The 21,447-nt window shown below is 61.7% G+C and carries 14 protein-coding genes and 2 pseudogenes; 11 read left to right on the top strand and 5 right to left on the bottom strand.

The window, feature by feature from the left end; translation table 11 throughout:
• Nucleotides 1-446 precede the first annotated feature (446 nt).
• Entirely contained in the window at nucleotides 447-4,400 is a 3,954-nt protein-coding gene (putA, locus tag PDR5_RS02290) for a trifunctional transcriptional regulator/proline dehydrogenase/L-glutamate gamma-semialdehyde dehydrogenase (protein ID WP_064592972.1), read from the top strand.
• Nucleotides 4,401-4,543: 143 nt separating this feature from the next.
• On the top strand, nucleotides 4,544-6,346 hold the full coding sequence (locus PDR5_RS02285; protein WP_064592970.1) for an acyl-CoA dehydrogenase: 1,803 nt from the start codon (nucleotides 4,544-4,546) through the stop codon (nucleotides 6,344-6,346).
• A gap of 222 nt (nucleotides 6,347-6,568) precedes the next feature.
• On the opposite strand, the gene PDR5_RS30400 is transcribed toward PDR5_RS02285, so the two are convergent.
• The 4 genes and pseudogenes from PDR5_RS30400 to PDR5_RS02270 form a co-directional block, all read right to left on the bottom strand.
• Complete coding sequence (locus PDR5_RS30400) at nucleotides 6,569-7,300, bottom strand: methyl-accepting chemotaxis protein (RefSeq protein WP_442963858.1); 732 nt, start codon at nucleotides 7,298-7,300, stop codon at nucleotides 6,569-6,571.
• A 135-nt stretch (nucleotides 7,301-7,435) separates the two neighbouring features.
• Nucleotides 7,436-8,461 (bottom strand): annotated as a pseudogene (locus tag PDR5_RS30395) (cache domain-containing sensor histidine kinase); the annotation flags it as partial.
• A 144-nt stretch (nucleotides 8,462-8,605) separates the two neighbouring features.
• Nucleotides 8,606-8,908 (bottom strand): cell division protein ZapA, encoded by a 303-nt coding sequence (locus PDR5_RS02275; protein ID WP_064592966.1) that lies wholly within the window; start codon nucleotides 8,906-8,908, stop codon nucleotides 8,606-8,608.
• The gene (locus tag PDR5_RS02270) at nucleotides 8,905-9,135 is read right to left on the bottom strand and encodes a hypothetical protein (RefSeq protein ID WP_064592964.1); all 231 of its coding nucleotides are present in this window, start codon (nucleotides 9,133-9,135) and stop codon (nucleotides 8,905-8,907) included. The genes PDR5_RS02275 and PDR5_RS02270 overlap by 4 nt, the downstream gene beginning before the upstream one ends.
• Before the next feature lie 171 nt (nucleotides 9,136-9,306).
• Between PDR5_RS02270 and PDR5_RS30390 the strand changes: the two are divergent.
• The 6 genes and pseudogenes from PDR5_RS30390 to trxC all read left to right on the top strand — a co-directional run.
• Nucleotides 9,307-10,185 (top strand): annotated as a pseudogene (locus PDR5_RS30390) (MCP four helix bundle domain-containing protein); the annotation flags it as partial.
• Nucleotides 10,168-11,040 carry a methyl-accepting chemotaxis protein gene (locus tag PDR5_RS30385; protein WP_371857897.1) on the top strand — a complete coding sequence of 291 codons (873 nt, stop codon included), beginning with the start codon at nucleotides 10,168-10,170 and terminating at the stop codon, nucleotides 11,038-11,040. The pseudogene PDR5_RS30390 and the gene PDR5_RS30385, both read left to right, overlap by 18 nt.
• Nucleotides 11,041-11,384: 344 nt before the next feature.
• Nucleotides 11,385-13,127: a potassium/proton antiporter gene (locus PDR5_RS02260; protein ID WP_064592961.1), complete on the top strand. Its 1,743-nt coding sequence runs from the start codon at nucleotides 11,385-11,387 to the stop codon at nucleotides 13,125-13,127.
• Nucleotides 13,128-13,161: 34 nt separating this feature from the next.
• A complete protein-coding gene (gene mscK, locus PDR5_RS02255; protein WP_064592959.1) occupies nucleotides 13,162-16,515 on the top strand; it encodes a mechanosensitive channel MscK in 3,354 nt (1,117 codons plus the stop codon).
• A gap of 48 nt (nucleotides 16,516-16,563) precedes the next feature.
• A complete protein-coding gene (gene selO, locus PDR5_RS02250) occupies nucleotides 16,564-18,027 on the top strand; it encodes a protein adenylyltransferase SelO (RefSeq protein ID WP_064592957.1) in 1,464 nt (487 codons plus the stop codon).
• A gap of 81 nt (nucleotides 18,028-18,108) precedes the next feature.
• Complete coding sequence (trxC, locus tag PDR5_RS02245) at nucleotides 18,109-18,543, top strand: thioredoxin TrxC (protein WP_064592954.1); 435 nt, start codon at nucleotides 18,109-18,111, stop codon at nucleotides 18,541-18,543.
• A 7-nt stretch (nucleotides 18,544-18,550) separates the two neighbouring features.
• Here trxC and PDR5_RS02240 read toward each other — a convergent pair whose 3' ends face one another.
• On the bottom strand, nucleotides 18,551-19,321 hold the full coding sequence (locus tag PDR5_RS02240; protein WP_007952339.1) for a ParA family protein: 771 nt from the start codon (nucleotides 19,319-19,321) through the stop codon (nucleotides 18,551-18,553).
• 369 nt (nucleotides 19,322-19,690) lie between these two features.
• Here PDR5_RS02240 and PDR5_RS02235 point away from each other — a divergent pair, with 369 nt between their 5' ends.
• Genes PDR5_RS02235 through PDR5_RS02225 form a run of 3 tightly spaced genes read left to right on the top strand, consistent with a single transcriptional unit; the run spans nucleotide 19,691 to nucleotide 21,442 of the window.
• A complete protein-coding gene (locus PDR5_RS02235; protein ID WP_064592952.1) occupies nucleotides 19,691-20,416 on the top strand; it encodes a beta-ketoacyl synthase chain length factor in 726 nt (241 codons plus the stop codon).
• Nucleotides 20,392-21,201: a lysophospholipid acyltransferase family protein gene (locus PDR5_RS02230; protein WP_064592950.1), complete on the top strand. Its 810-nt coding sequence runs from the start codon at nucleotides 20,392-20,394 to the stop codon at nucleotides 21,199-21,201. The genes PDR5_RS02235 and PDR5_RS02230 overlap by 25 nt, the downstream gene beginning before the upstream one ends.
• Complete coding sequence (locus tag PDR5_RS02225) at nucleotides 21,182-21,442, top strand: phosphopantetheine-binding protein (protein WP_064592948.1); 261 nt, start codon at nucleotides 21,182-21,184, stop codon at nucleotides 21,440-21,442. The genes PDR5_RS02230 and PDR5_RS02225 overlap by 20 nt, the downstream gene beginning before the upstream one ends.
• Nucleotides 21,443-21,447 lie beyond the last annotated feature (5 nt).

The raw sequence follows: 21,447 nt of genomic DNA, 5'->3' as shown, positions 1-21,447 counted from the left end.
CCCTGGCTTTGTTTTTATGTAGCGGCGGCGGTTGCACCGTTTGCAGACTGATGCCTGACAGACGATTCGCACGGCCGCGCATTTATGACCAATGTTTCCCCAGGAAAGCCATTGGCCGGTGCGTCGGGTTTCCCCGGTTGCACCTTGGGCGCGAATCCTATGCAACAAAGCAAAACAGGTGCAACCAGTTTCTTGAGAATTAGTTGCACCCAGTCGGATTTATCCTACGGAAGTGGCTTTTTGCTCCCTTTTAACGCAGTGACAACGCTTTTCTAGAAGCAAAAGCACCAAGCAAGAGCAGCACTTTCGTACCAGAAATTATTTCCTGACGAGCTGCAGAATATTCCGACAAAAAAGGGTTGCACCCGGTTGCACCTGTTCCGGCTCGCGGCTAATCTTGCCGCCAGCTGTTGTCGCGCAACTGCGGCACCTATGAGGATAAAAATATGGCTACCACCACCCTTGGGGTCAAACTTGACGACCCGACCCGCGAGCGCCTGAAGGCCGCCGCGACCTCGATTGATCGCACACCGCACTGGCTGATCAAGCAGGCAATTTTCAATTACCTGGAAAAACTCGAGGGTGGTGCAACCCTGACCGAGCTGAACGGTTTGTCCGCCAAGGACACCGACGACGCAGGTGAAGTCCACACCGATCACGCGCACCAATGCTTCCTCGAATTTGCTGAAAGCATCCTGCCGCAATCGGTGCTGCGCGCCTCGATCACCGCCGCTTACCGTCGCCCCGAGCCGGAAGTGGTGCCGATGCTGATCGAGCAGGCGCGCCTGCCGGCGCCGATGGCCGAAGCTACCAACAAACTCGCCGCAACCATCGCGGAAAAACTGCGTAACCAGAAGAGTGCCGGCGGTCGTGCAGGCATTGTTCAGGGCCTGTTGCAGGAATTTTCCCTGTCGTCCCAGGAAGGCGTGGCGCTGATGTGCCTGGCCGAAGCACTGCTGCGGATCCCGGACAAAGGCACTCGCGATGCGCTGATCCGCGACAAGATCAGCACCGGCAACTGGCAGCCGCACTTGGGCAACAGCCCGTCGTTGTTCGTCAACGCCGCAACCTGGGGCCTGCTGCTGACCGGCAAACTGGTCTCCACCCACAACGAAGCCGGCCTGACTTCTTCCCTGAGCCGCATCATCGGCAAGAGCGGCGAGCCGATGATCCGCAAGGGCGTCGACATGGCCATGCGCCTGATGGGCGAGCAGTTCGTCACCGGCGAAACCATCGCCGAAGCCCTGGCCAACGCGAGCAAGTTCGAAGCCAAGGGCTTCCGCTATTCCTACGACATGCTTGGTGAAGCGGCGCTGACCGAGCACGACGCCCAGAAGTACCTGGCCTCGTACGAACAAGCCATTCACTCGATCGGCAAAGCGTCCCACGGCCGTGGGATTTATGAAGGCCCGGGCATCTCGATCAAACTGTCGGCCCTGCACCCGCGTTACAGCCGCGCCCAGTACGAGCGCGTGATGGACGAGCTGTACCCGCGCCTGCTGTCGCTGACCCTGCTGGCCAAGCAATACGACATCGGCCTGAACATCGACGCCGAAGAAGCAGACCGCCTGGAGCTGTCGCTGGATCTGCTCGAGCGTCTGTGCTTCGAGCCGCAACTGACCGGCTGGAACGGCATCGGTTTCGTGATCCAGGCTTACCAGAAGCGCTGCCCGTACGTGATCGACTACGTGATCGACCTCGCTCGCCGCAGCCGTCATCGCCTGATGATCCGTCTGGTGAAAGGCGCTTACTGGGACAGCGAAATCAAGCGCGCCCAGGTCGAAGGCCTGGAAGGCTATCCGGTCTACACCCGCAAGGTGTACACCGACGTTTCCTATATCGCCTGCGCGCGCAAACTGCTGTCGGTGCCGGAAGTCATCTACCCGCAATTCGCCACGCATAACGCCCACACGCTGTCGGCGATTTATCACATTGCCGGTCAGAACTATTACCCGGGCCAGTACGAATTCCAGTGCCTGCACGGCATGGGCGAACCGTTGTACGAGCAGGTTGTAGGCAAGGTTTCCGAAGGCAAGCTGAACCGTCCGTGCCGTGTGTACGCTCCGGTCGGCACCCACGAAACCCTGCTGGCGTACCTCGTACGTCGCCTGCTGGAAAACGGCGCCAACACCTCGTTCGTCAACCGCATCGCCGACCAGTCGATTTCGATTCAGGAACTGGTCGCCGATCCAGTTGCGCAGATCGAGCAGATGGCAACCGTGGAAGGTGGTTTCGGCCTGCCGCACCCGCGCATTCCGCTGCCGCGTGACCTGTATGGTTCCGAGCGCGCCAACTCCGCCGGCATCGACATGGCCAACGAACATCGTCTGGCCTCGCTGTCCTGCGCCCTGCTGGCCACTGCGCACAACAACTGGAAAGCCGCGCCGATGCTCGGTTGCGCCTCCAGCAACGAAGCGCCGGCACCGGTGCTGAACCCGTCCGATCTGCGTGACGTGGTCGGCCATGTGCAGGAAGCCACGGTCGAAGACGTCGACAACGCCATTCAATGCGCCCTGAACGCCGCACCGATCTGGCAGGCCACCCCGCCCGCCGAACGTGCCGCGATTCTGGAACGTGCCGCTGACTTGATGGAAGGCGAGATCCAGCCGCTGATGGGTCTGCTGGCCCGCGAGGCCGGCAAGACCTTCGCCAACGCCATCGCCGAAGTCCGCGAAGCGGTCGACTTCCTGCGTTATTACGCGGTGCAGGCACGCAACGATTTCAGCAACGACGCCCACCGCCCACTGGGCCCGGTGGTGTGCATCAGCCCGTGGAACTTCCCGCTGGCGATCTTCAGCGGTCAGGTTGCCGCCGCACTGGCCGCCGGTAACCCGGTGCTGGCCAAACCGGCCGAACAGACTCCGCTGGTCGCCGCACAAGCCGTGCGTCTGCTGCTCGAAGCCGGGATTCCGGAAGGCGTGCTGCAACTGCTGCCGGGGCGCGGTGAAACCGTCGGCGCCGGCCTGGTCGGCGATGAGCGCGTCAAAGGCGTGATGTTCACCGGCTCCACCGAAGTCGCGCGCCTGCTGCAACGCAACATCGCCGGTCGCCTCGACAACCAGGGCCGTCCGATTCCGCTGATCGCCGAAACCGGCGGCCAGAACGCGATGATCGTCGACTCTTCGGCACTGACCGAACAGGTGGTGATCGACGTGGTGTCGTCGGCCTTCGACAGCGCCGGTCAGCGTTGCTCGGCCCTGCGCGTCCTGTGCCTGCAGGAAGATTCCGCTGATCGCGTCATCGAAATGCTCAAGGGCGCGATGGCTGAAAGCCGTCTCGGCAACCCGGAGCGCCTGTCCGTGGACATCGGCCCGGTGATCGACGCCGAAGCCAAGGCCGGTATCGAGAAGCACATCCAGGGCATGCGCGACAAAGGTCGCAACGTGTACCAGGTGGCCATCGCCGACACCGAGGAAGTCAAACGCGGCACCTTCGTCATGCCGACCCTGATCGAACTGGAAAGCTTCGACGAGCTGCAACGCGAGATCTTCGGCCCGGTGCTGCACGTGGTGCGCTACAAGCGTAAAGAGATCGACCAGTTGATCGCCCAGATCAACGCCTCCGGTTACGGCCTGACCCTCGGCGTGCACACCCGTATCGACGAGACCATCGCCAAGGTGATCGACAACGTCAACGCCGGTAACGTCTACGTCAACCGCAACATCGTCGGTGCTGTGGTTGGCGTCCAGCCATTCGGTGGTGAAGGCCTGTCGGGTACGGGTCCGAAAGCCGGTGGCCCGCTGTACCTGTACCGTCTGTTGTCGACACGTCCTACCGATGCCATCGAACAGTCCTTCGCTCGTGGTGATGCTGCCGTGGCGCCGGACGTTCGTCTGCGCGACGCCATGAGCAAACCGCTGACCGCCCTGAAAGCATGGGCCGATAGCAACAAGTTCGCCGATCTGAGCACTCTGTGCGTGCAGTACGCAGCCCAGTCGCAAAGCGGTATCACCCGCGTGCTGGCCGGCCCGACCGGCGAGAAGAACAGCTACGCCATCCTGCCACGCGAACACGTGCTGTGCCTGGCGGACATCGAAGGTGATCTGCTGACCCAGCTCGCTGCGGTGCTGGCGGTGGGCGGTTCGGCGGTCTGGCCGGAATCCGACACCAGCAAGGCATTGTTCGCACGCCTGCCGAAGGAAATTCAGGCGCGGATCAAACTGGTTTCCGACTGGAACAAGGACGACGTGGTGTTCGATGCGGTTCTGCATCACGGCCATTCCGACCAGTTGCGTGCGGTCTGCCAGCAGATTGCCAAGCGTCCCGGCGCCATCGTCGGGGTTCAGGGCCTGTCCCAGGGCGAGACCAACATTGCGCTGGAGCGTCTGGTGATCGAGCGCGCGTTGAGCGTCAACACCGCGGCGGCGGGCGGTAACGCCAGCCTGATGACCATCGGTTAATCAGCAACTCTGTCAGCAACATAAAAATGGGCGCCCTCACCGGCGCCCATTTTTTTGGCCTCTCCATCACCGTTATCAATCTTCCTGTTCAGCCTTTATTCGCACGCCTAGACTCAGCCCATTCCAAAAAAAGGTAGGCCGCCATGTCCGAGACGCTGCTCAGTTCCCGCAATCTGGCTTTCGAGCTGTACGAAGTCCTCGATGCCGAGGGCCTGACCCGGCGCGAGCGGTTTGCCGAGCACAATCGCGAAACCTTCGATGCCGCCATCGGTACAGCGCGCAACATTGCCGAGAAGTACTTCGCGCCGCACAACCGCAAGGGCGACGAGAACGAACCGCGCTATGAGAACGGTCAGGCGATTCTGATTCCCGAGGTGAAACCGGCGGTGGATGCGTTCCTCGAAGCCGGATTCCTCAACGCGGCGCGCAGTTTCGACGCCGGCGGCATGCAACTTCCTACATTGTTGTCCCAGGCCTGCTTCGCCCACTTCCAATCGGCCAACGCGGCGTCGACTTCCTATCCGTTCCTGACCATGGGCGCGGCCAACCTGATCGAAAGCTTCGGCACCGAAGAGCAGAAGCAACGCTTCCTGCAACCGATGATCGACGGCCGCTTCTTCGGCACCATGGCCCTGACCGAGCCCCACGCCGGCTCGTCGCTGTCGGATATTCGTACCCGCGCCGAGCCTTCGTCCGACGGCACTTATCGCCTCAAGGGCAACAAGATCTTCATCTCCGGCGGTGATCACCCGCTCTCGGAAAACATCGTGCACATGGTGCTGGCCAAACTGCCGGACGCGCCGGCCGGGGTGAAAGGTATTTCGCTGTTTATCGTGCCCAAGTTTCTGGTCAACGATGACGGCAGTTTGGGCAAACGTAATGACGTGTTGCTGGCCGGGCTGTTCCACAAGATGGGTTGGCGCGGCACCACGTCAACGGCGCTGAACTTCGGCGATAACGGCGAGTGCGTCGGTTATCTGGTGGGCAAGCCGCATCACGGCTTGAGCTACATGTTCCAGATGATGAACGAGGCGCGGATCGGCGTCGGCATGGGCGCGGTGATGCTCGGTTATGCCGGTTATCTGTACTCGCTGGAATACGCTCGCGAACGTCCGCAGGGCCGAGTGCCGGACAGCAAGGATCCGACGACGGCGCCGGTAGCGATCATTCAGCACGCGGATGTCAGACGCATGCTGCTGACGCAGAAATCCTACGTCGAAGGGGCATTCGATCTCGGTCTGTACGCGGCGCGGCTGTTCGACGACACCACCACGCTTGAGACCGAAGCCGAGCGCAAACAGGCCCATGAACTGCTGGATTTGCTGACACCGATCGTCAAATCCTGGCCCTCCGAGTTCTGCCTCAAGGCCAACGAACTGGCGATCCAGATTCTCGGCGGCCACGGTTACACCCGCGAGTACCCGGTGGAGCAGTACTACCGCGACAACCGCCTGAACCCGATCCACGAAGGCACCCACGGCATTCAGTCGCTGGACTTGCTGGGACGCAAACTGGCGCAGAACGGTGGCGCCGGGCTCAAGCAACTGATTCGCCTGATTGCCGACACCGCCGAGCGCGCAGTCGCGTACGAATCGTTGACCGCACTGCGTGAGCCACTGGAGAAACTGGTGGCGCGCCTACAGACGGTGACCATCGGTCTGCTGACCGACCTGGCTCAGGGCAAGGTCAACAGCAGTCTGGCGAATTCGGCGCTGTACCTGAAGGTGTTCGGGCACGCGGTGATTGGCTGGCGCTGGCTGGAGCAGGCGATTCGCGCCGAGGAAGGGTTGGCCAAGGGGAACGCGGCGGATGCCGACTTCTATAAGGGCAAGTTGCAGGCGGCGCGGTATTTCCTGACGTGGGAAGTGCCGGGGTGCAAGCATGAGCTGGCGTTGCTGGAGGCGCGGGATGATACGTGTCTGGGGATGCAGGATGCGTGGTTCTGATCATTGACCGAGCGAAACCCGGCCCTCACCCCAGCCCTCTCCCGGAGGGAGAGGGGGCCGACCGAAGTGTCTTGCGCCGTACATCGACCTGAAAAACCGAGTTGATTATGGATTCGGCAAAGCACTTTCAGGTCGACGCATCTCCAGAGCATCCCCCAATCGGTCCCCTCTCCCTTTGGGAGAGGGCTAGGGTGAGGGGCTCTTTGGATCTTGGCACTTAACTCAACTCAACTTGAACCCACCCATCTGCCGCGCCAGATCATCCGCCAGCTTCTGCAACATCTGACAATCCTCACGACAGGCGCGGACCTCCCCCGCCGTCGCCCGGGCCAGATCGGAAATGCCCTGCACGTTGCGGTTGATCTCCTCGGTCACCGCCGACTGTTCCTCGGTCGCCGTCGCCACCTGATGGTTCATGTCGCTGATGCGCTCGACCTGCCCGGTGATCGCAGTCAAAGACGCCCCGGTACGCTGGCTCGATTCGACTCCAGTACCCGTCGCAGCCTGCCCGGTGCGCATCGACGACACCGCATTCTCCGCACCCTGTTTGAGGCTGCCGATCATCTGCTGAATTTCGTCGGTAGACGCCTGAGTCCGGCGCGCCAAAGTTCGCACTTCATCGGCCACCACCGCAAAACCACGCCCCATGTCCCCGGCCCGCGCCGCTTCAATCGCCGCGTTCAGCGCCAACAGATTGGTCTGCTCCGACACCCCGCGAATCACCGCCAGCACCTGATCGATCGACGCCACCTGATGCGCCAACTCACCCACCGCGCCGGCCGCGACGCCAATTTCATCGGACATGCTTTCTATATGGCGAATCGAACCGCCGACCACTTCCCGCGCCTGCATCGCTTCATCGCGGGCGGTTTGCGAGGCGAGCGCGGCGTTGCCGGCGTTCTGCGCGATCTCCTGCACGGTCAGGCCCATTTCGTGGACGGCAGTGGCGACCATGTCGGTCATTTCCTGCTGGCGACCGGAGCGTTCGGCGGTGTTATCCACAACCCTGGCCACCTGGCCGACCGCGACACGCAGACGCTCGCTGGTGGTCAGCACTTCGCCGATCATCCCGCGCTGGCTGTCGAGGAAACGGTTGAAGCCCCGGGCGAGGTCGCCCAGTTCATCGGCGCGGCTGGAATCTAACCGATGGGTCAAATCTCCACCACCGCTACCGATTGCTACCAGCGCCGCTGTTACCTGACGAATCGGTCGCACCAATCCCTGAGCCAGCCAGATCACCAGCGCCAGGCAAACCAGCGCCACCGCCAGACCGATGCCGCTGCTCATCCACATCGCCCGGCGGGCTTCGGCGTAGATCTGCGACTGTGGCACTTCGGCCACCAGGGTCCAGCCGAGGTCGCGCAAAGGCAGGCTGAAGGCGAGGAAATCTTCGCCGTCGCGCTGGAAGCTGCTGTTGCTCGCCGCTTTATGGCCCATGACCGCTTGTGCTGCAGATTCGCCGATCTGCTCGCTCAAGGTGCGCTTGCCGCTGAACTGTGCTTCGGGATGGACCTGGATCAAGCCGTCGGAACGCACGAGATAGACCTTGCCGCGCTCCCCGAAGCTGAAGTTGTGGATCAGCTCCGACAGCTCTTTCATGCTCAACCCGAGTCCCGCGACGCCGACCACTTTGCCGGCCTGCTCCACCTTCAAATCGATGAACAGCGCCAGCTCTCCGGTGGCCCCGTCGTTGTCGATGTTCAGGGTTCGCGGCTGATTGCCGTCGAGGAAGGAGTAGAACCACGCATCGGCCGGTTTGTCGCGACTCAGGGTGCGATCCAGGCCTTTCTCGGTGATGTAGTGATTGGATTCGGTGCCGATGATCAGCGCGGTAAACGCCTTGTGTTCGGCGCGGATGCCCTCCAGATACTGCGCGAAGCCCGCCGTTTTGCCGGAGTCTTCACCATTGGCCAGCCAGTCGCGGACCATGGTGTTGCTGGCGATGTCCTTGGCGGCGGTGAGAGGTTGAACGAGGATTCGTTCGATGTCGTTGCGCGTCGCTTCGATGCTCGACGGCAGCGCCTGTTCGACCAGATAGCTCTGGGCGAGGCGGTTGACCACCAGGGTATAAATGCCAACCACGATCAGAATGCTGACCAGCAGGGCGGTGCCCATACCGAGGATCAGCTGCCATTGAATACTGCGACGCCAGAACTGCATGGAGCACCCCCAAAGAATAAGAGGCTGAAACACTGCAACAGCCGTGCCGATTGTATACAGCGCAATCGACAATCTTATTCTTTGGTTGTGCGCAACCCATCAACCCTGATTGATGGTCTTGGCGATGGTCTCGACCGTGGCGCTGACTTGCTCTTGGTAACGCTCGAGTTCTTCCTGATGCTGCTTCTTCATTTCAATCTGCTGCGAGCACAGATTCATCGCCGCCAGCACCAGCAGGCGGTCACCGATCAGGGTCGGGTATTTCTTCTTGGTGTCGGCCAGTGCGGCCTTGAGCATCAACGCAGCGTCCAGCAGGGTCTGTTCTTCCCCGGCCGGTGCCTTGATCGAATAGTCCTCCCCCATGATGGAGATGACTTTTACCCCTGCTGTGCCATGGTTCATGCGCTGACAGGACCTGCGTTGACGCGATCAACCAGGGCCTGGATGCGCGCGGCGGTGGCGCCGTGCTTTTCTTCCTGTTCCATCAGGCTCAGTTGCAGGCTTTCGTTTTCATCCTTGGCCTGGGCCAGTTCCGTGGACAGGGTCTGGTTGGTTTGCGACAGGGTCTGGTTTTGTTGCACCAGGTCGCTGACGAGCTGTTCCAATTGGCTGAGGGATGCTTCCAACATTTTGATCTTCCAGGGCTTTTTCAAAGGGCGCGTACGATAAAGAAAAGTCGTCGTTGACGCCAGGGTTAAACCGGCGCAAGGCCTTGATTTTCCTGGCGGCCGACCGTTCTTGCGAGTGTTAGAGACTGTCATCTGCCGATCTGGTTCCTGCACTTCGTCGCCCGACGCCCCATGCGACAAATACGCACACTGCCTCAAGACTTTAGTCGTATGACCGATAAGTCACCCAACAGCAGTCTCAGCCCGCACGGATGCGGCCCTTCCCTGGTATCCGCCTCCATGTCCCTTCGCAATATGAACATCGCCCCCCGGGCGTTCACCGGTTTCGCCCTGATCGGCGGCCTGATGCTGATTCTCGGCGTGTTCGCCCTGAATCAGATGAGCAAGATCCGCGCAGCAGGCGAAGACATTGCCACCGCCAGCGTGCCTTCGATCAAGGCCCTCGACGAATTCACCCAGTTGACCCTGCGCCTGCGCGTGCTGTCGTATCGGTTGCTGATCAACCGAGAGCCAGACGTCCAGCAAAAAACCATCGAACTGTTCGATTTGCGCAACCGGCAGATCGCCGACGCGCAACGCGCCTACGAGCCGCTGATCGATGGCCCGCAAGAACGCGCGGCTTACGATCAGTACGTGCAGTTGCTGGCGCAGTACCGTCAACTCGAAGACCGCATGAAAACCCTGTCGCGCAACAATCAGGTCGACGAATTGCGACAGATGCTCAACACCGATTTGCTCGCCAACTCCGAAGCGGTGAATACCGCCCTCGCGCGTTTGCTGGAGATCAACACCCAACAGATCGCCGAGACCAATCAGGGCGCCACTGATCAGTATTCGATGTCGTTCAATCTGGTGGTGACCCTGTTGGTGATTGCCACCGGCCTGACCTTGCTGTTCGCCTGGCTGTTGACCAGCAGCATCACCAAGCCGATCGCCAAGGCGCTGGATGCAGCGGAAACCATCGCCGAGGGCAACCTGACCCAGCCGATCCACGTTGACGGCACCGACGAAGCCGGACGCCTGCTGGTGGCCATGGCCAAGATGCAGTCGAAGCTGCGCGACACGCTGCAGCGGATTTCCGGCTCGGCCACCCAACTGGCCTCCGCCGCCGAAGAGCTGAACAGCGTCACCGACGAAAGCGCCCGTGGCCTGACCCAGCAGAACAACGAAATCGAGCAGGCCGCCACCGCCGTCAACGAGATGACAAGCGCCGTTGAGGAAGTAGCGCGCAACGCGGTCAGCACCTCGGAAGCCTCGAAGAACGCCACCACCTCCGCCGGCGACGGCCGCGATCTGGTGCAGGAGACCGTCAGCGCCATCGAACGCATGAGCGCCGACGTGCAGAGCACTGCGACCCTGATCGGCGATCTGGCCAACGAATCCCGTGACATCGGCAAGGTGCTGGACGTGATTCGCGGCCTGGCTGACCAGACCAACCTGCTGGCGCTCAACGCGGCAATTGAAGCGGCCCGTGCCGGTGAAGCCGGTCGTGGTTTTGCCGTGGTGGCTGACGAAGTCCGTGCCCTGGCGCACCGCACCCAGCAGTCGACCAGCGAAATCGAGCGCATGATCGGCAGCATCCAGAGCGGCACCGAACACGCCGTGGACTCGATGCGCAACAGCACCGAGCGCGCCGAGTCGACCCTGAACATTGCCCGTGGCGCGGGCCTGTCGCTGGACACCATCAACAACGCCATCGTCGAAATCAACGAGCGCAATCTGGTGATCGCCAGCGCCGCCGAAGAGCAGGCGCAAGTCGCACGGGAAGTGGATCGCAACCTGGTAAACATCCGCGATCTGTCGGTGCAATCGGCGACCGGGGCGAATCAGACCAGTGCGGCTAGTAATGAGCTGTCGCGATTGGCGCTGGATCTGAACAATATGGTTGGGCGGTTCAGCCTGTAATTTTGAGATAAAGATCAAAAGCTACCCCCTCATCGGAACGCCGCCCGCCCAGCCCTCTCCCCCTAAAGGGGGCGAGGGGGAAAGGGAGCAGATCTTCGTGCGTTTCAAGACCTGAGTTCGACTCGCTATTTCAGGTCGATGTAACTCGAGAGAGCCACTCGGTCAGTCCCCTCTCCCTCCGGGAGAGGGCTAGGGTGAGGGCAGCAATCGCAAGCCGAACCCAAATCCCGAATCCCCCGCTGAAAAAGCTTTTTGACAGCATCACATTTCAACAGGTTAGAATCGCTGGCACGCAGACTGCATGGTCAGTTTGTGCCCGTCTTTCCGCTTCTGGAGTACTGCCTTTGAATGCGACGACCATCAACAGCCTGTTCTTGATCGGCGCGTTGCTGGTAGGCGCAAGTATTCTTGTCAGCTCCCTGTCTTCCCGTCTCGGCATCCCGATTCTGGTGATCATCCTCGCGGTCGGCATGGCTGCCGGGGTCGACGGCGGCGGGATCATTTTCGATAACTACCCGACGGCTTATCTGGTCGGCAACCTCGCGCTGGCGGTGATCCTGCTCGACGGCGGCTTGCGCACCCGGGTGTCCAGTTTCCGCGTGGCGTTGTGGCCGGCCTTGTCGCTGGCCACGGTCGGCGTTCTTATCACCACCGGCCTCACCGGCATGGCCGCCGCCTGGCTGTTCGACCTCAATCTGATTCAAGGCCTGCTGATCGGCGCCATCGTCGGTTCCACGGACGCCGCGGCGGTGTTCTCGCTGCTCGGCGGCAAGGGCCTGAACGAGCGGGTGACCGCCAGCCTGGAAATCGAATCCGGCAGCAACGACCCGATGGCGGTGTTCCTCACCGTGACCCTGATCGACATGCTCGCCAGCGGCCAGACCGGCCCGCACTGGAGCCTGTTGACCCACCTGATCCGCGAGTTCGGCATTGGCGGTGTGATCGGTCTGGGCGGTGGCTGGCTGATGCTGCAACTGGTCAACCGGATCAATCTCGCCGCCGGTCTGTATCCGATTCTGGTGATCGCCGGCGGTCTGGTGGTGTTCGCCCTGACCAACGCCCTGCACGGCAGCGGCTTCCTCGCCGTGTACCTGTGTGGTCTGGTGATCGGCAACCGCCCGGTGCGCAGCCGTCACGGCATCCTGCACATGCTCGACGGCATGGCGTGGCTGGCGCAGATCGGCATGTTCCTGGTGCTGGGGCTGCTGGTCACGCCGCATGACTTGCTGCCGATCGCCCTGCCGGCGCTGGGTCTGGCGCTGTGGATGATTCTGTTCGCACGGCCGCTGTCGGTGCTGGTCGGGCTGTTGCCCTTCAAGGCCTTCCACGGTCGCGAGAAAGCCTTCATTTCCTGGGTCGGCCTGCGTGGCGCGGTACCGATCATTCTGGCGGTGTTCCCGCTGATGGCCGGGCTGCCGAATGCGCAGCTGTATTTCAACCTCGCCTTCTTTATCGTGCTGGTGTCGCTGCTGGTGCAGGGCACGAGCCTGCCGTGGGTGGCCAAGCTGCTCAAGGTGACCGTACCGCCGGAGCCGGCGCCGATCTCCCGCGCCGCCCTCGAAGTGCACGTCACCAGCGAGTGGGAGCTGTTCGTCTACAAACTCGGCGCGGAAAAATGGTGCATCGGTTCGCCCCTGCGCGAACTGAAAATGCCCGAAGGCACCCGTATCGCCGCCCTGTTTCGCGGTCAGCAACTGCTCCATCCGTCGGGTAGTACGGTGCTGGAAGTCGATGATTTGCTGTGTGTTATCGGCCATGAACACAACCTTCCGGCCCTCGGAAAGCTGTTCAGCCAGGCGCCGCAACGCGGCCTCGATCTGCGCTTCTTCGGCGACTTCGTACTCGAAGGAGACGCCCAGCTCAAAGCGGTTGCCGCCCTGTACGGCCTGCCCGCCGAAGGCATCGATCCGGACATGACCCTGGGCCACTTCATTGCCCAGAAAGTCGGCGGTGCACCGATCGTTGGCGACCAGGTGGAATGGAACAACACCCACTGGACGGTTGCGGTCATGGACGGGAACAAGATCGGCAAAGTGGGCGTCAGATTCCCCGAAGGAAGTCGCCCGGGCCCCGGACTCTTCCTCTAAACTGCGTCCACTCTCACTTGCTTGACCGGTCTCTATGCCTACCCTGCGCTCCTTTTTCCTCGCGGCCCTGCTGGGCCTGAGTCTTTCCGTCGGCCCGCTGCAAGCCGCCGAACCACCGTCCAGCGACGCCGTGCAGGCCAGCCTGGACAAGCTCACCGACAGCAAACTGCCCGAGGCCGACAAGAAGGCCCTGCAGACGGTCCTGCAAAACACGCTGAACCAGCTCAACAACCGGCGTGATTACGAGCAGAAGCTGATCGACCTCAAGCAGCAGTTGGCCACTGCGCCGAAGCAGACCATCGAGAATTCGCGCGAACTGACCCGCCTCAAGGCCAGCGCCGTGGTACCGGTAGCACAGCGCTTCCCCAAGGAAAACATCCAGCAGCTGGAGCAGATGCTCACCGAGCGCTCGACCCAGCAAAGCGATCTGCAGAAAGCCCTGGCCGACGCCAACAGCCTGATCATCACCGCCCAGACGCGTCCCGAGCGCGCCCAGGCCGAGATTTCCAGCAGCCAGACGCGCATCCAGCAGATCAACAACATCCTCAAGACCGGCAAGGACGCCGGTAAGACCGTCAGCGCCGAGCAGCGCGACCTGCTCAACGCCGAACTGGCGGCGCTCAATGCGCTGATCCCGCTGCGCCGTCAGGAACTGGCCGGCAACAACCAGTTGCAGGATCTGGGCAACAGTCAGCATGACCTGCTCTCGGAAAAGTCCGACCGTCTGGATCGCGAGATCCAGGAACTGCAAACCCTGATCAACCAGAAACGTCTGACCCTGTCGCAGGAAACCGTGACGCAGCAGTCGATCGAGGCCCAAAAGTCCGGCAGCAGCGCCCTGCTCGCCACGGAAAGCGCGGCCAACCTCAAGCTCTCCGACTACCTGCTCAAAAGCACCGACCGTCTCAACGAACTCACCCAGCAGAACCTGCAGACCAAGCAGCAACTGGACAGCGTGACCCAGAGCGACTCGGCCCTCGACGAGCAGATCAACGTGCTCAAGGGCAGCCTGCTGCTGTCGAAGATTCTCTATAAGCAGAAGCAAGCGCTGCCGCGCCTCAAGGTCGACCGCGACCTGGCGGACCAGATCGCCGACATTCGCCTGTACCAGTTCGAAATCAACCAACAGCGCGAACAACTGAGCAATCCGGCGACTTACGTCGACAACCTGCTGTCCACCCAGCCGCCGGAGCAAGTCACGCCACAACTGCGCAAGAGCCTGCTGGAACTGGCCAACACCCGCGTGGATCTGCTGGAACGACTGAGTCGCGAACTGAGCGCGATGCTTAACGAGTCGATCACCCTGCAACTGAACCAGAAACAACTGCTGAGCACCGCGCAAAGCCTGCGCGCAACTCTCGACGAGCAAATGTTCTGGATTCCCAGCAACAAGCCGCTGGACACCGAATGGATGCGCGGCGTGCCGGAGCGCCTGAAGCGTCAGATCGACACTTTGCCGCTGGCCTCGAGCTTCAGCGAACTGACCGACGGCCTGACCCAGCGACCGCTGTTGTTCCTGCCGCTGGCGCTGCTGATCGGCGCGCTGCTGTGGCGGCGCAAGCAACTCTATTCGCGCCTGAACAAGGTTCACCAGGACATCGGTCACTTCAAGCGTGACAGCCAGTGGCACACGCCGCAGGCGATCCTGATCAATATTCTGCTGGCGATGCCGGTGGCGCTGGGCCTGGCCCTGTGCGGGCTGGCGTTGCAGATCGACGCCCGTGGGCAGAACGCGAACATGGGCGCGGCGCTGCTGCAAATGGCCCAGGCGTGGCTGGTGTTCTACACCGCTTACCGGATCCTCGCGCCGGGTGGCGTGGCCGAATTGCACTTCCGCTGGGAAAAGCCGCAGGTCGAATTCCTGCAAGGCTGGGTCCGTCGCCTCGGACTGGTGGTCATGGCATTGGTGGCCGTGGTGGCGGTTGCCGAACTGCAACCGGCGGCGCTGGCCGACGATGTACTGGGCATGCCGGTGGTGCTGACCTGCTATGCGCTGATGGCGTGGCTGCTCAGCCGCTTGCTGATCAGCAGCCCGACCCACGAAAACGCCTCGCTGTTCCGCAAGGCCGTGGGCGTGATGTTCACCCTGCTGCCCATCGCGCTGTTCGTCGCCGTGTGCTTCGGCTACTACTACACCGCGCTGAAGCTCAGCGACCGCCTGATCAACACGTTGTACCTGCTGATGTTCTGGCTGGTGATCGAAGCCACGTTCGTCCGTGGCCTAGCGGTCGCGGCACGTCGCCTGGCCTACCAGCGCGCCCTGGCCAAACGTCAGGCCGCGAAAGAAGCCGGCGACGGCGAAGCGGTGATCGAAGAGCCGACCCTGGACATCGAAAAGGTCAACGAACAGTCCCTGCGCCTGATCCGTCTGGCGCTGCTCGGCGGTTTCATCGCCGCGCTGTACTGGGTGTGGGCCGACCTGATTACGGTGTTCTCGTACCTCGACAACATCACCCTCTACGAATACACCAGCGGCACCGGCGCCAATATGAGCATGGTGCCGATCAGCATCGGCGACATGCTCGGCGCGCTGATCATCATCGGCATCACCTTTGCCCTCGCCCGCAACTTGCCGGGCCTGCTTGAAGTGTTCGTACTGTCGAAACTCAATCTGGCCCAGGGCAGTGCGTACGCGACCACGACGCTGCTGTCGTACGTGATCGCCGGGGTCGGTTTCGTCTCGACCCTGTCGACCCTCGGCGTGAGCTGGGACAAGTTGCAATGGCTGGTGGCGGCGCTGTCGGTGGGCCTCGGTTTCGGTATGCAGGAGATCTTCGCGAACTTCATCTCCGGCATCATGATCCTGTTCGAACGCCCGGTGCGGATCGGCGACACCATCACCATCGGCAACCTGTCCGGTACGGTGAGCAAGATCCGCATCCGCGCCACGACCATCACCGACTTCGACCGCAAGGACATCATTGTCCCGAACAAGACGTTCATCACCGGGCAACTGATCAACTGGTCGCTGACCGACACCATCACCCGGGTGACCCTGAAACTGGGCGTCGATTACGGTTCGGATCTGGATCTGGTCAAGGAACTGCTGCTCAAGGCCGCCCGGGAAAACCCGCGCGTGCTCAAGGAACCCGAGCCGCATGTGTACTTCCTCAATTTCGGCGAAAGCACCCTCGACCACGAACTGCGCATGCATGTGCGTGATCTCGGCGACCGCAACCCGGTACTCGACGAGGTCAACCGCTTCATCAACCGTGAGTTCAAGAAGCAGCACATCAACATCTCGTTCCGCCAGATGGAGGTTTACCTGAAGAACCTTCACGGCCAGGAATACAAGATGGTGCCGATCGAGCCGGAAACCAAAACCATCGTGCCGGTCAGCGACGACCAGAAACCGTTGCAGGAACCGCCGCCGGCCAAACTCGACTAACCCGGCTAATCCCAGCAGAATGCTCGGACATTCTGCTGGAGCCGGTCCTTGAAAGCCCTCGACGAACTGACCTTCGACAACCGCTTCGCCCGCCTGGGCGATGCGTTCTCGGCCCACGTGTTGCCCGAACCGATCGACAATCCGCGACTGGTCGTGGCCAGCCCTGCGGCCCTGGCGCTGCTGGATCTCGACCCGGCGGTGGCCGACACCCAGGAATTTGCCGAACTGTTCGGCGGCCACAAGTTGTGGGCCGATGCCGAGCCGCGGGCGATGGTCTATTCCGGGCATCAGTTCGGCGGTTACACCCCGCAACTGGGCGACGGTCGCGGGTTGTTGCTGGGCGAGGTCTACAACGCGGCCGGCGAGCACTGGGACCTGCATCTGAAGGGCGCCGGGCAGACGCCGTTCTCGCGCATGGGCGATGGTCGTGCGGTGCTGCGCTCGTCGATCCGCGAGTTTCTCGCTTCCGAAGCGCTGCATGCGCTGAACATCCCGTCTTCGCGCGCCGCCTGCGTGATCGGCTCCGACACCCCGGTCTGGCGTGAGAAACAGGAACGCGCCGCGATGGTGCTGCGCCTGGCGCCGAGCCACATCCGTTTCGGCCACTTCGAATACTTCTATTACACCAAGCGTCCCGAACAGCAGAAGCAACTCGGCGAACACGTGTTGGCGATGCACTACCCCGAGTGCCTGGAGCAGCCGGAACCGTATCTGGCGATGTTCCGCGAGATCGTCGAGCGCAACTCCGAACTGATCGCCAAGTGGCAGGCCTACGGTTTCTGCCACGGGGTGATGAACACCGACAACATGTCGATCCTCGGCATCACCTTCGACTTCGGCCCGTTCGCCTTCCTCGACGATTTCGACGCGAACTTCATCTGCAACCACTCCGATGATCAGGGCCGCTACTCGTTCAGCAATCAGGTGCCGGTCGGCCAGTGGAACCTCAGCGCCCTGGCCCAGGCCCTGACGCCGTTCATCAGCGTTGAAGCCCTGCGCGAAACCCTCGGTTTGTACCTGCCGCTGTTCCAGGCCCATTACCTTGACCTGATGCGCCGCCGCTTCGGCTTCACCACCGCCGAGGACGACGACCAGCAACTGCTGGAACAACTGCTGCAACTGATGCAGAACAGCGGCGTCGACTACACGCTGTTCTTCCGTCGTCTGGGCGAAGAGTCAGCCGAACAGGCCGTCGCCCGACTGCGCGATGACTTCGTCGATATCAAAGGTTTCGATGCCTGGGGCGAACGCTATGTCGCCCGTGTCGCACGCGATGGCGCGACCGATCAGGATCAACGCCGTGCGCGGATGCATGCGGTGAATCCGCTGTACATCCTGCGCAATTACCTGGCGCAGAAGGCAATCGATGCTGCCGAGCAGGGTGACTATTCAGAAGTGCGCCGATTGCACGCGGTGTTGAGCAATCCATTCGAGGAACAACCTGGAATGGAGAGTTACGCGCAACGGCCGCCGGAGTGGGGCAAGCATTTGGAGATCAGTTGCTCGTCGTAAGCGGGAACGACTGAACCTTGATAATCGATCCGTACGGCTCCAGATCAGTCGTACGATCCCGTTTTATCCATTGAGCTGATCATGACCGACCCACTCCTCATCCCCTGCCCCTCCTGCAACGGCCTCAACCGCATCCCCGCCGAGCGCCTCAACGACCACCCGAAGTGCGGGCGCTGCAAGTCCGAGGTGCTGTTGAACAAGCCGTTCGAACTCAAGCAAGGCGATTACGCCAGTCAGATCAAGGGTGATCTGCCGTTACTGGTGGACGTATGGGCGGACTGGTGTGGGCCGTGCAAGTCGTTTGCGCCGGTGTTCGAGCAGGCGGCTGCGCAGTTGGCGGGCAAGTGCCGGCTGGCCAAGCTGGATAGCGAGGCCAATCAGCAGTTGTCGGCGCAGTTGGGGATTCGTTCGATTCCGAGCCTGATTCTGTTCCGTAACGGCCGGGAAGTGGCCCGTCAGAGCGGGGCCTTCCCGTTGCCACAGTTGATGGCCTGGCTGCGCAGCCAGGGCATCTGACAAGGCTTCAGGCGTCTTCGAGCAGGTTATGCAGCTCGACGAACTGTTGCGTCAGCTTGTGCCGTGGGTCGAGGTGAATCAGCGGCGTGTTGGCCTGATGCGATTCGCGCATGCGCACTGAACTGGCGAGGTAGACCGGCAGCACCGGCAGGCCCTCGGCGATCAGTTCGTCGAGGATCTGCTGCGGCAGGCTGGCCCGGGCCTGGAACTGGTTGACCACAATGCCTTCGACTTCCAGGCCTTCGTTGTGGTCTTCCTTCAACTCGTCGATTTCGGCGATCAGACCGTAGAGGGCCTGACGCGAGAAGCTGTCGCAGTCGAAGGGAATCAGTACCCGATCGGCGGCAATCAGTGCCGAGACCGCATAGAAATTCAGCGCTGGCGGCGTATCCAGATAGATCCGGTCGTAATCCTCCGACAACTCGTCGAGCAGCTTTCGCAGCTTGTTGATCTTGTGTTTGGCCTCGAGCTTGGGCTGCAAGTCGGCCAGCTCGGCGGTGGCGGTAATGATGTGGAGGTTGTCGAAGGGCGTTTCGTAGATATCCGCCTGGTTCTTTTTCGAGAATGGTCCGGAAGACAGGGTCTGCTTGAAGAAATCGGCAATGCCCATCGGAATGTCATCACCCGTGAGCCCGGTCAGATACTGAGTGGAATTGGCCTGGGCATCGAGGTCGACCAACAGCGTGCGATAACCCTCGCTGGCGCTTACCGCCGCCAGATTGCAGGCAATACTGGATTTGCCCACGCCACCTTTCTGATTGAACACCACGCGCCGCATGACAAAACCTCCGTGTATCAAAGAATGACCGAGTGTAGTGGTGCCCGGTGCCGGTTCGCTACCTCGATGGACGCGGACTACAAAGTCAGGCGCAAATCTCCCAATGAATACGGCGCAAAGACACTCCTTGATTGCGGATTCGCCTGACAGACAGACACCCGACAATCTGGATAATGGCCAAGTGACAGCTCTTGCCGCGTACCATTCGGTTCATTTCGTCGTTCAAAACGTAACCAGCATTTGCTACACACTCGTCGCACCGGGATAATGCGCGCCACCCGGCGCCACGCGCCATGCCATTTCAGGCTAAATCAGCTCAGCGGCGACGTTGGCGAAACCGCGTCAACTCAGCCCGCAGGGGCGGGATAAATGTCCGTGATCAACTTCAACATCGCCCAATGGCGCGCCTGGGCTCCCGGGCTCGACAGTGTGGAAGCCTGGCAAGCCTGGAGCCGACAGCCGGTCGTGCTCGAAGGCAGCGATGCCGCACCCGATGTGTCGTTTCTGCCGGCCATGCAGCGCCGTCGTCTCAGCCGTCTGGCGCGGATGGCGTTCAGTGTCGGCTGGCCGCTGGCCGACGGTCGGGAAAATCTGCCGCTGGTGTTCGTCTCCCGGCACGGCGAAACCCCGCGCACCTTTGAAATTCTCAGTGATCTGGCCAACGAACAGCCGCTGTCGCCGACCCAGTTCAGCCTGTCGGTGCACAACGCGATCATCGGCCTGTGGTCGATCATGCGCGGCGAAACCAGCGAAATGACCGCACTCGCCGCGGCCGGCGACGGCCTCGAACACGGCATGCTCGAAGCGGCGACGTTGTTGAACGAAGGGGCCCCCGCCGTGCTGCTGGTGATCACCGAGGAACAACCGCCCGAAGCCTATTCGACCTGGATCGACGACGTACCGTTTCCCTACGCGGTCGGGCTGTTGCTCACCCCCGGTACCGACTGGCGGCTGACCCTGAACAGCGCCCCGCAAGCACGGTCAAAACCGCAGTGGCCCCACGCACTGAATCTGCTGCGAACCCTGCTCGGTCAGCAACCCCATTGCCAACATGCCTGGAAGAATCGTCTATGGACCTGGCAACGCAACCCGTGATCGGAAAAAACCGCGACGCCTATTACTGGCGTCTGCTGGCCACCGCCACCAGCTTCGCTCTGTTCGGGCTCGGTGGTCTGTGCCTGCGTCTGCTGGTATTTCCATTGCTCGGTTGCCTGCCGGGCGACGCCATTGCGCATCGCGAGCGGGCACGCCAGACCGTCAGTCGGCTGTTCTGGTTTTTCGTCCGGTTCATGGCCCGTACCGGCGTGCTGACCTACGACATCCAGGGCGCCGAACGGCTCGGCCGTCCGGGGCAGATGATCATCGCCAACCACCCGTCGCTGATCGACGTGGTATTCCTGATCGGCCTGGTGCGCGGGGCCAATTGCGTGGTGAAGAAAAGCCTGTGGGAAAACCCCTTCACCCGCGGCCCGCTGCGCAGCACCGAATACATCAGCAACGACGGCAGCATGGACATGCTCGACGCCGCCGCCGGCGCATTGCAGAGCGGGCAGACCCTGATCATTTTTCCCGAAGGCACCCGCACCCAGCCAGGTCAGGCGCCGGCCTTTCATCGGGGCGCGGCGGCCATCGCGCTGCGCGGTGCGAAAATCCTCACCCCGGTGGTGATCAAGGTCAATCCGACCACCCTGACCAAAGCCGAGCCCTGGTATCGCATTCCCAGTCGCCGCGTGCACTTCAGTTTTCACGTCGGGGCCGATATAGACCCACAGACTTTCGCCGCGCAGGGCCCCCCGCCCCAGGCTTCGCGCAAGCTCAACGACTATTTGCACCAATTCTTTATCAAGGAGCTCGCCGAAGATGAGCGATCTAAACCGTGACATAAAAGAGCTGATCATCGACGCCCTGGGCCTCGAAGACATCAGCCCAGAGGACATCGGCGACGACCAGACGCTGTTCGGCGAAGGCTTGGGCCTGGACTCCGTCGACGCCCTGGAGCTCGGCCTGGCGATCCAGAAAAAGTACGGCATCAAAATCGATGCCGACGCCAAGGACACCCGCAACCATTTCACCAACGTGGCGAGCCTTGCGGCGTTCGTCACGGCAAAACAGGCAGCTTGAGACCG

It is taken from the genome of Pseudomonas sp. DR 5-09 (assembly GCF_001655595.1).
GTDB lineage: Bacteria > Pseudomonadota > Gammaproteobacteria > Pseudomonadales > Pseudomonadaceae > Aquipseudomonas > Aquipseudomonas pharyngis.
This window is presented reverse-complemented; position numbering and strand designations above follow the sequence as displayed.

Bases quoted from the DNA above. Each gene is read 5' to 3' on its own strand.
- PDR5_RS02225 (WP_064592948.1), top strand. From the start codon at position 21,182: ATGAGCGATCTAAACCGTGACATAAAAGAGCTGATCATCGACGCCCTG.
- PDR5_RS02240 (WP_007952339.1), bottom strand. From the start codon at position 19,321: ATGCGGCGCGTGGTGTTCAATCAGAAAGGTGGCGTGGGCAAATCCAGT.
- PDR5_RS02235 (WP_064592952.1), top strand. From the start codon at position 19,691: ATGTCCGTGATCAACTTCAACATCGCCCAATGGCGCGCCTGGGCTCCC.
- PDR5_RS02270 (WP_064592964.1), bottom strand. From the start codon at position 9,135: ATGTTGGAAGCATCCCTCAGCCAATTGGAACAGCTCGTCAGCGACCTG.
- PDR5_RS02275 (WP_064592966.1), bottom strand. From the start codon at position 8,908: ATGAACCATGGCACAGCAGGGGTAAAAGTCATCTCCATCATGGGGGAG.
- PDR5_RS02230 (WP_064592950.1), top strand. From the start codon at position 20,392: ATGGACCTGGCAACGCAACCCGTGATCGGAAAAAACCGCGACGCCTAT.
- mscK (WP_064592959.1), top strand. From the start codon at position 13,162: ATGCCTACCCTGCGCTCCTTTTTCCTCGCGGCCCTGCTGGGCCTGAGT.
- PDR5_RS02285 (WP_064592970.1), top strand. From the start codon at position 4,544: ATGTCCGAGACGCTGCTCAGTTCCCGCAATCTGGCTTTCGAGCTGTAC.
- PDR5_RS30400 (WP_442963858.1), bottom strand. From the start codon at position 7,300: ATGGTCGCCACTGCCGTCCACGAAATGGGCCTGACCGTGCAGGAGATC.
- trxC (WP_064592954.1), top strand. From the start codon at position 18,109: ATGACCGACCCACTCCTCATCCCCTGCCCCTCCTGCAACGGCCTCAAC.
- PDR5_RS30385 (WP_371857897.1), top strand. From the start codon at position 10,168: ATGGCCAAGATGCAGTCGAAGCTGCGCGACACGCTGCAGCGGATTTCC.
- putA (WP_064592972.1), top strand. From the start codon at position 447: ATGGCTACCACCACCCTTGGGGTCAAACTTGACGACCCGACCCGCGAG.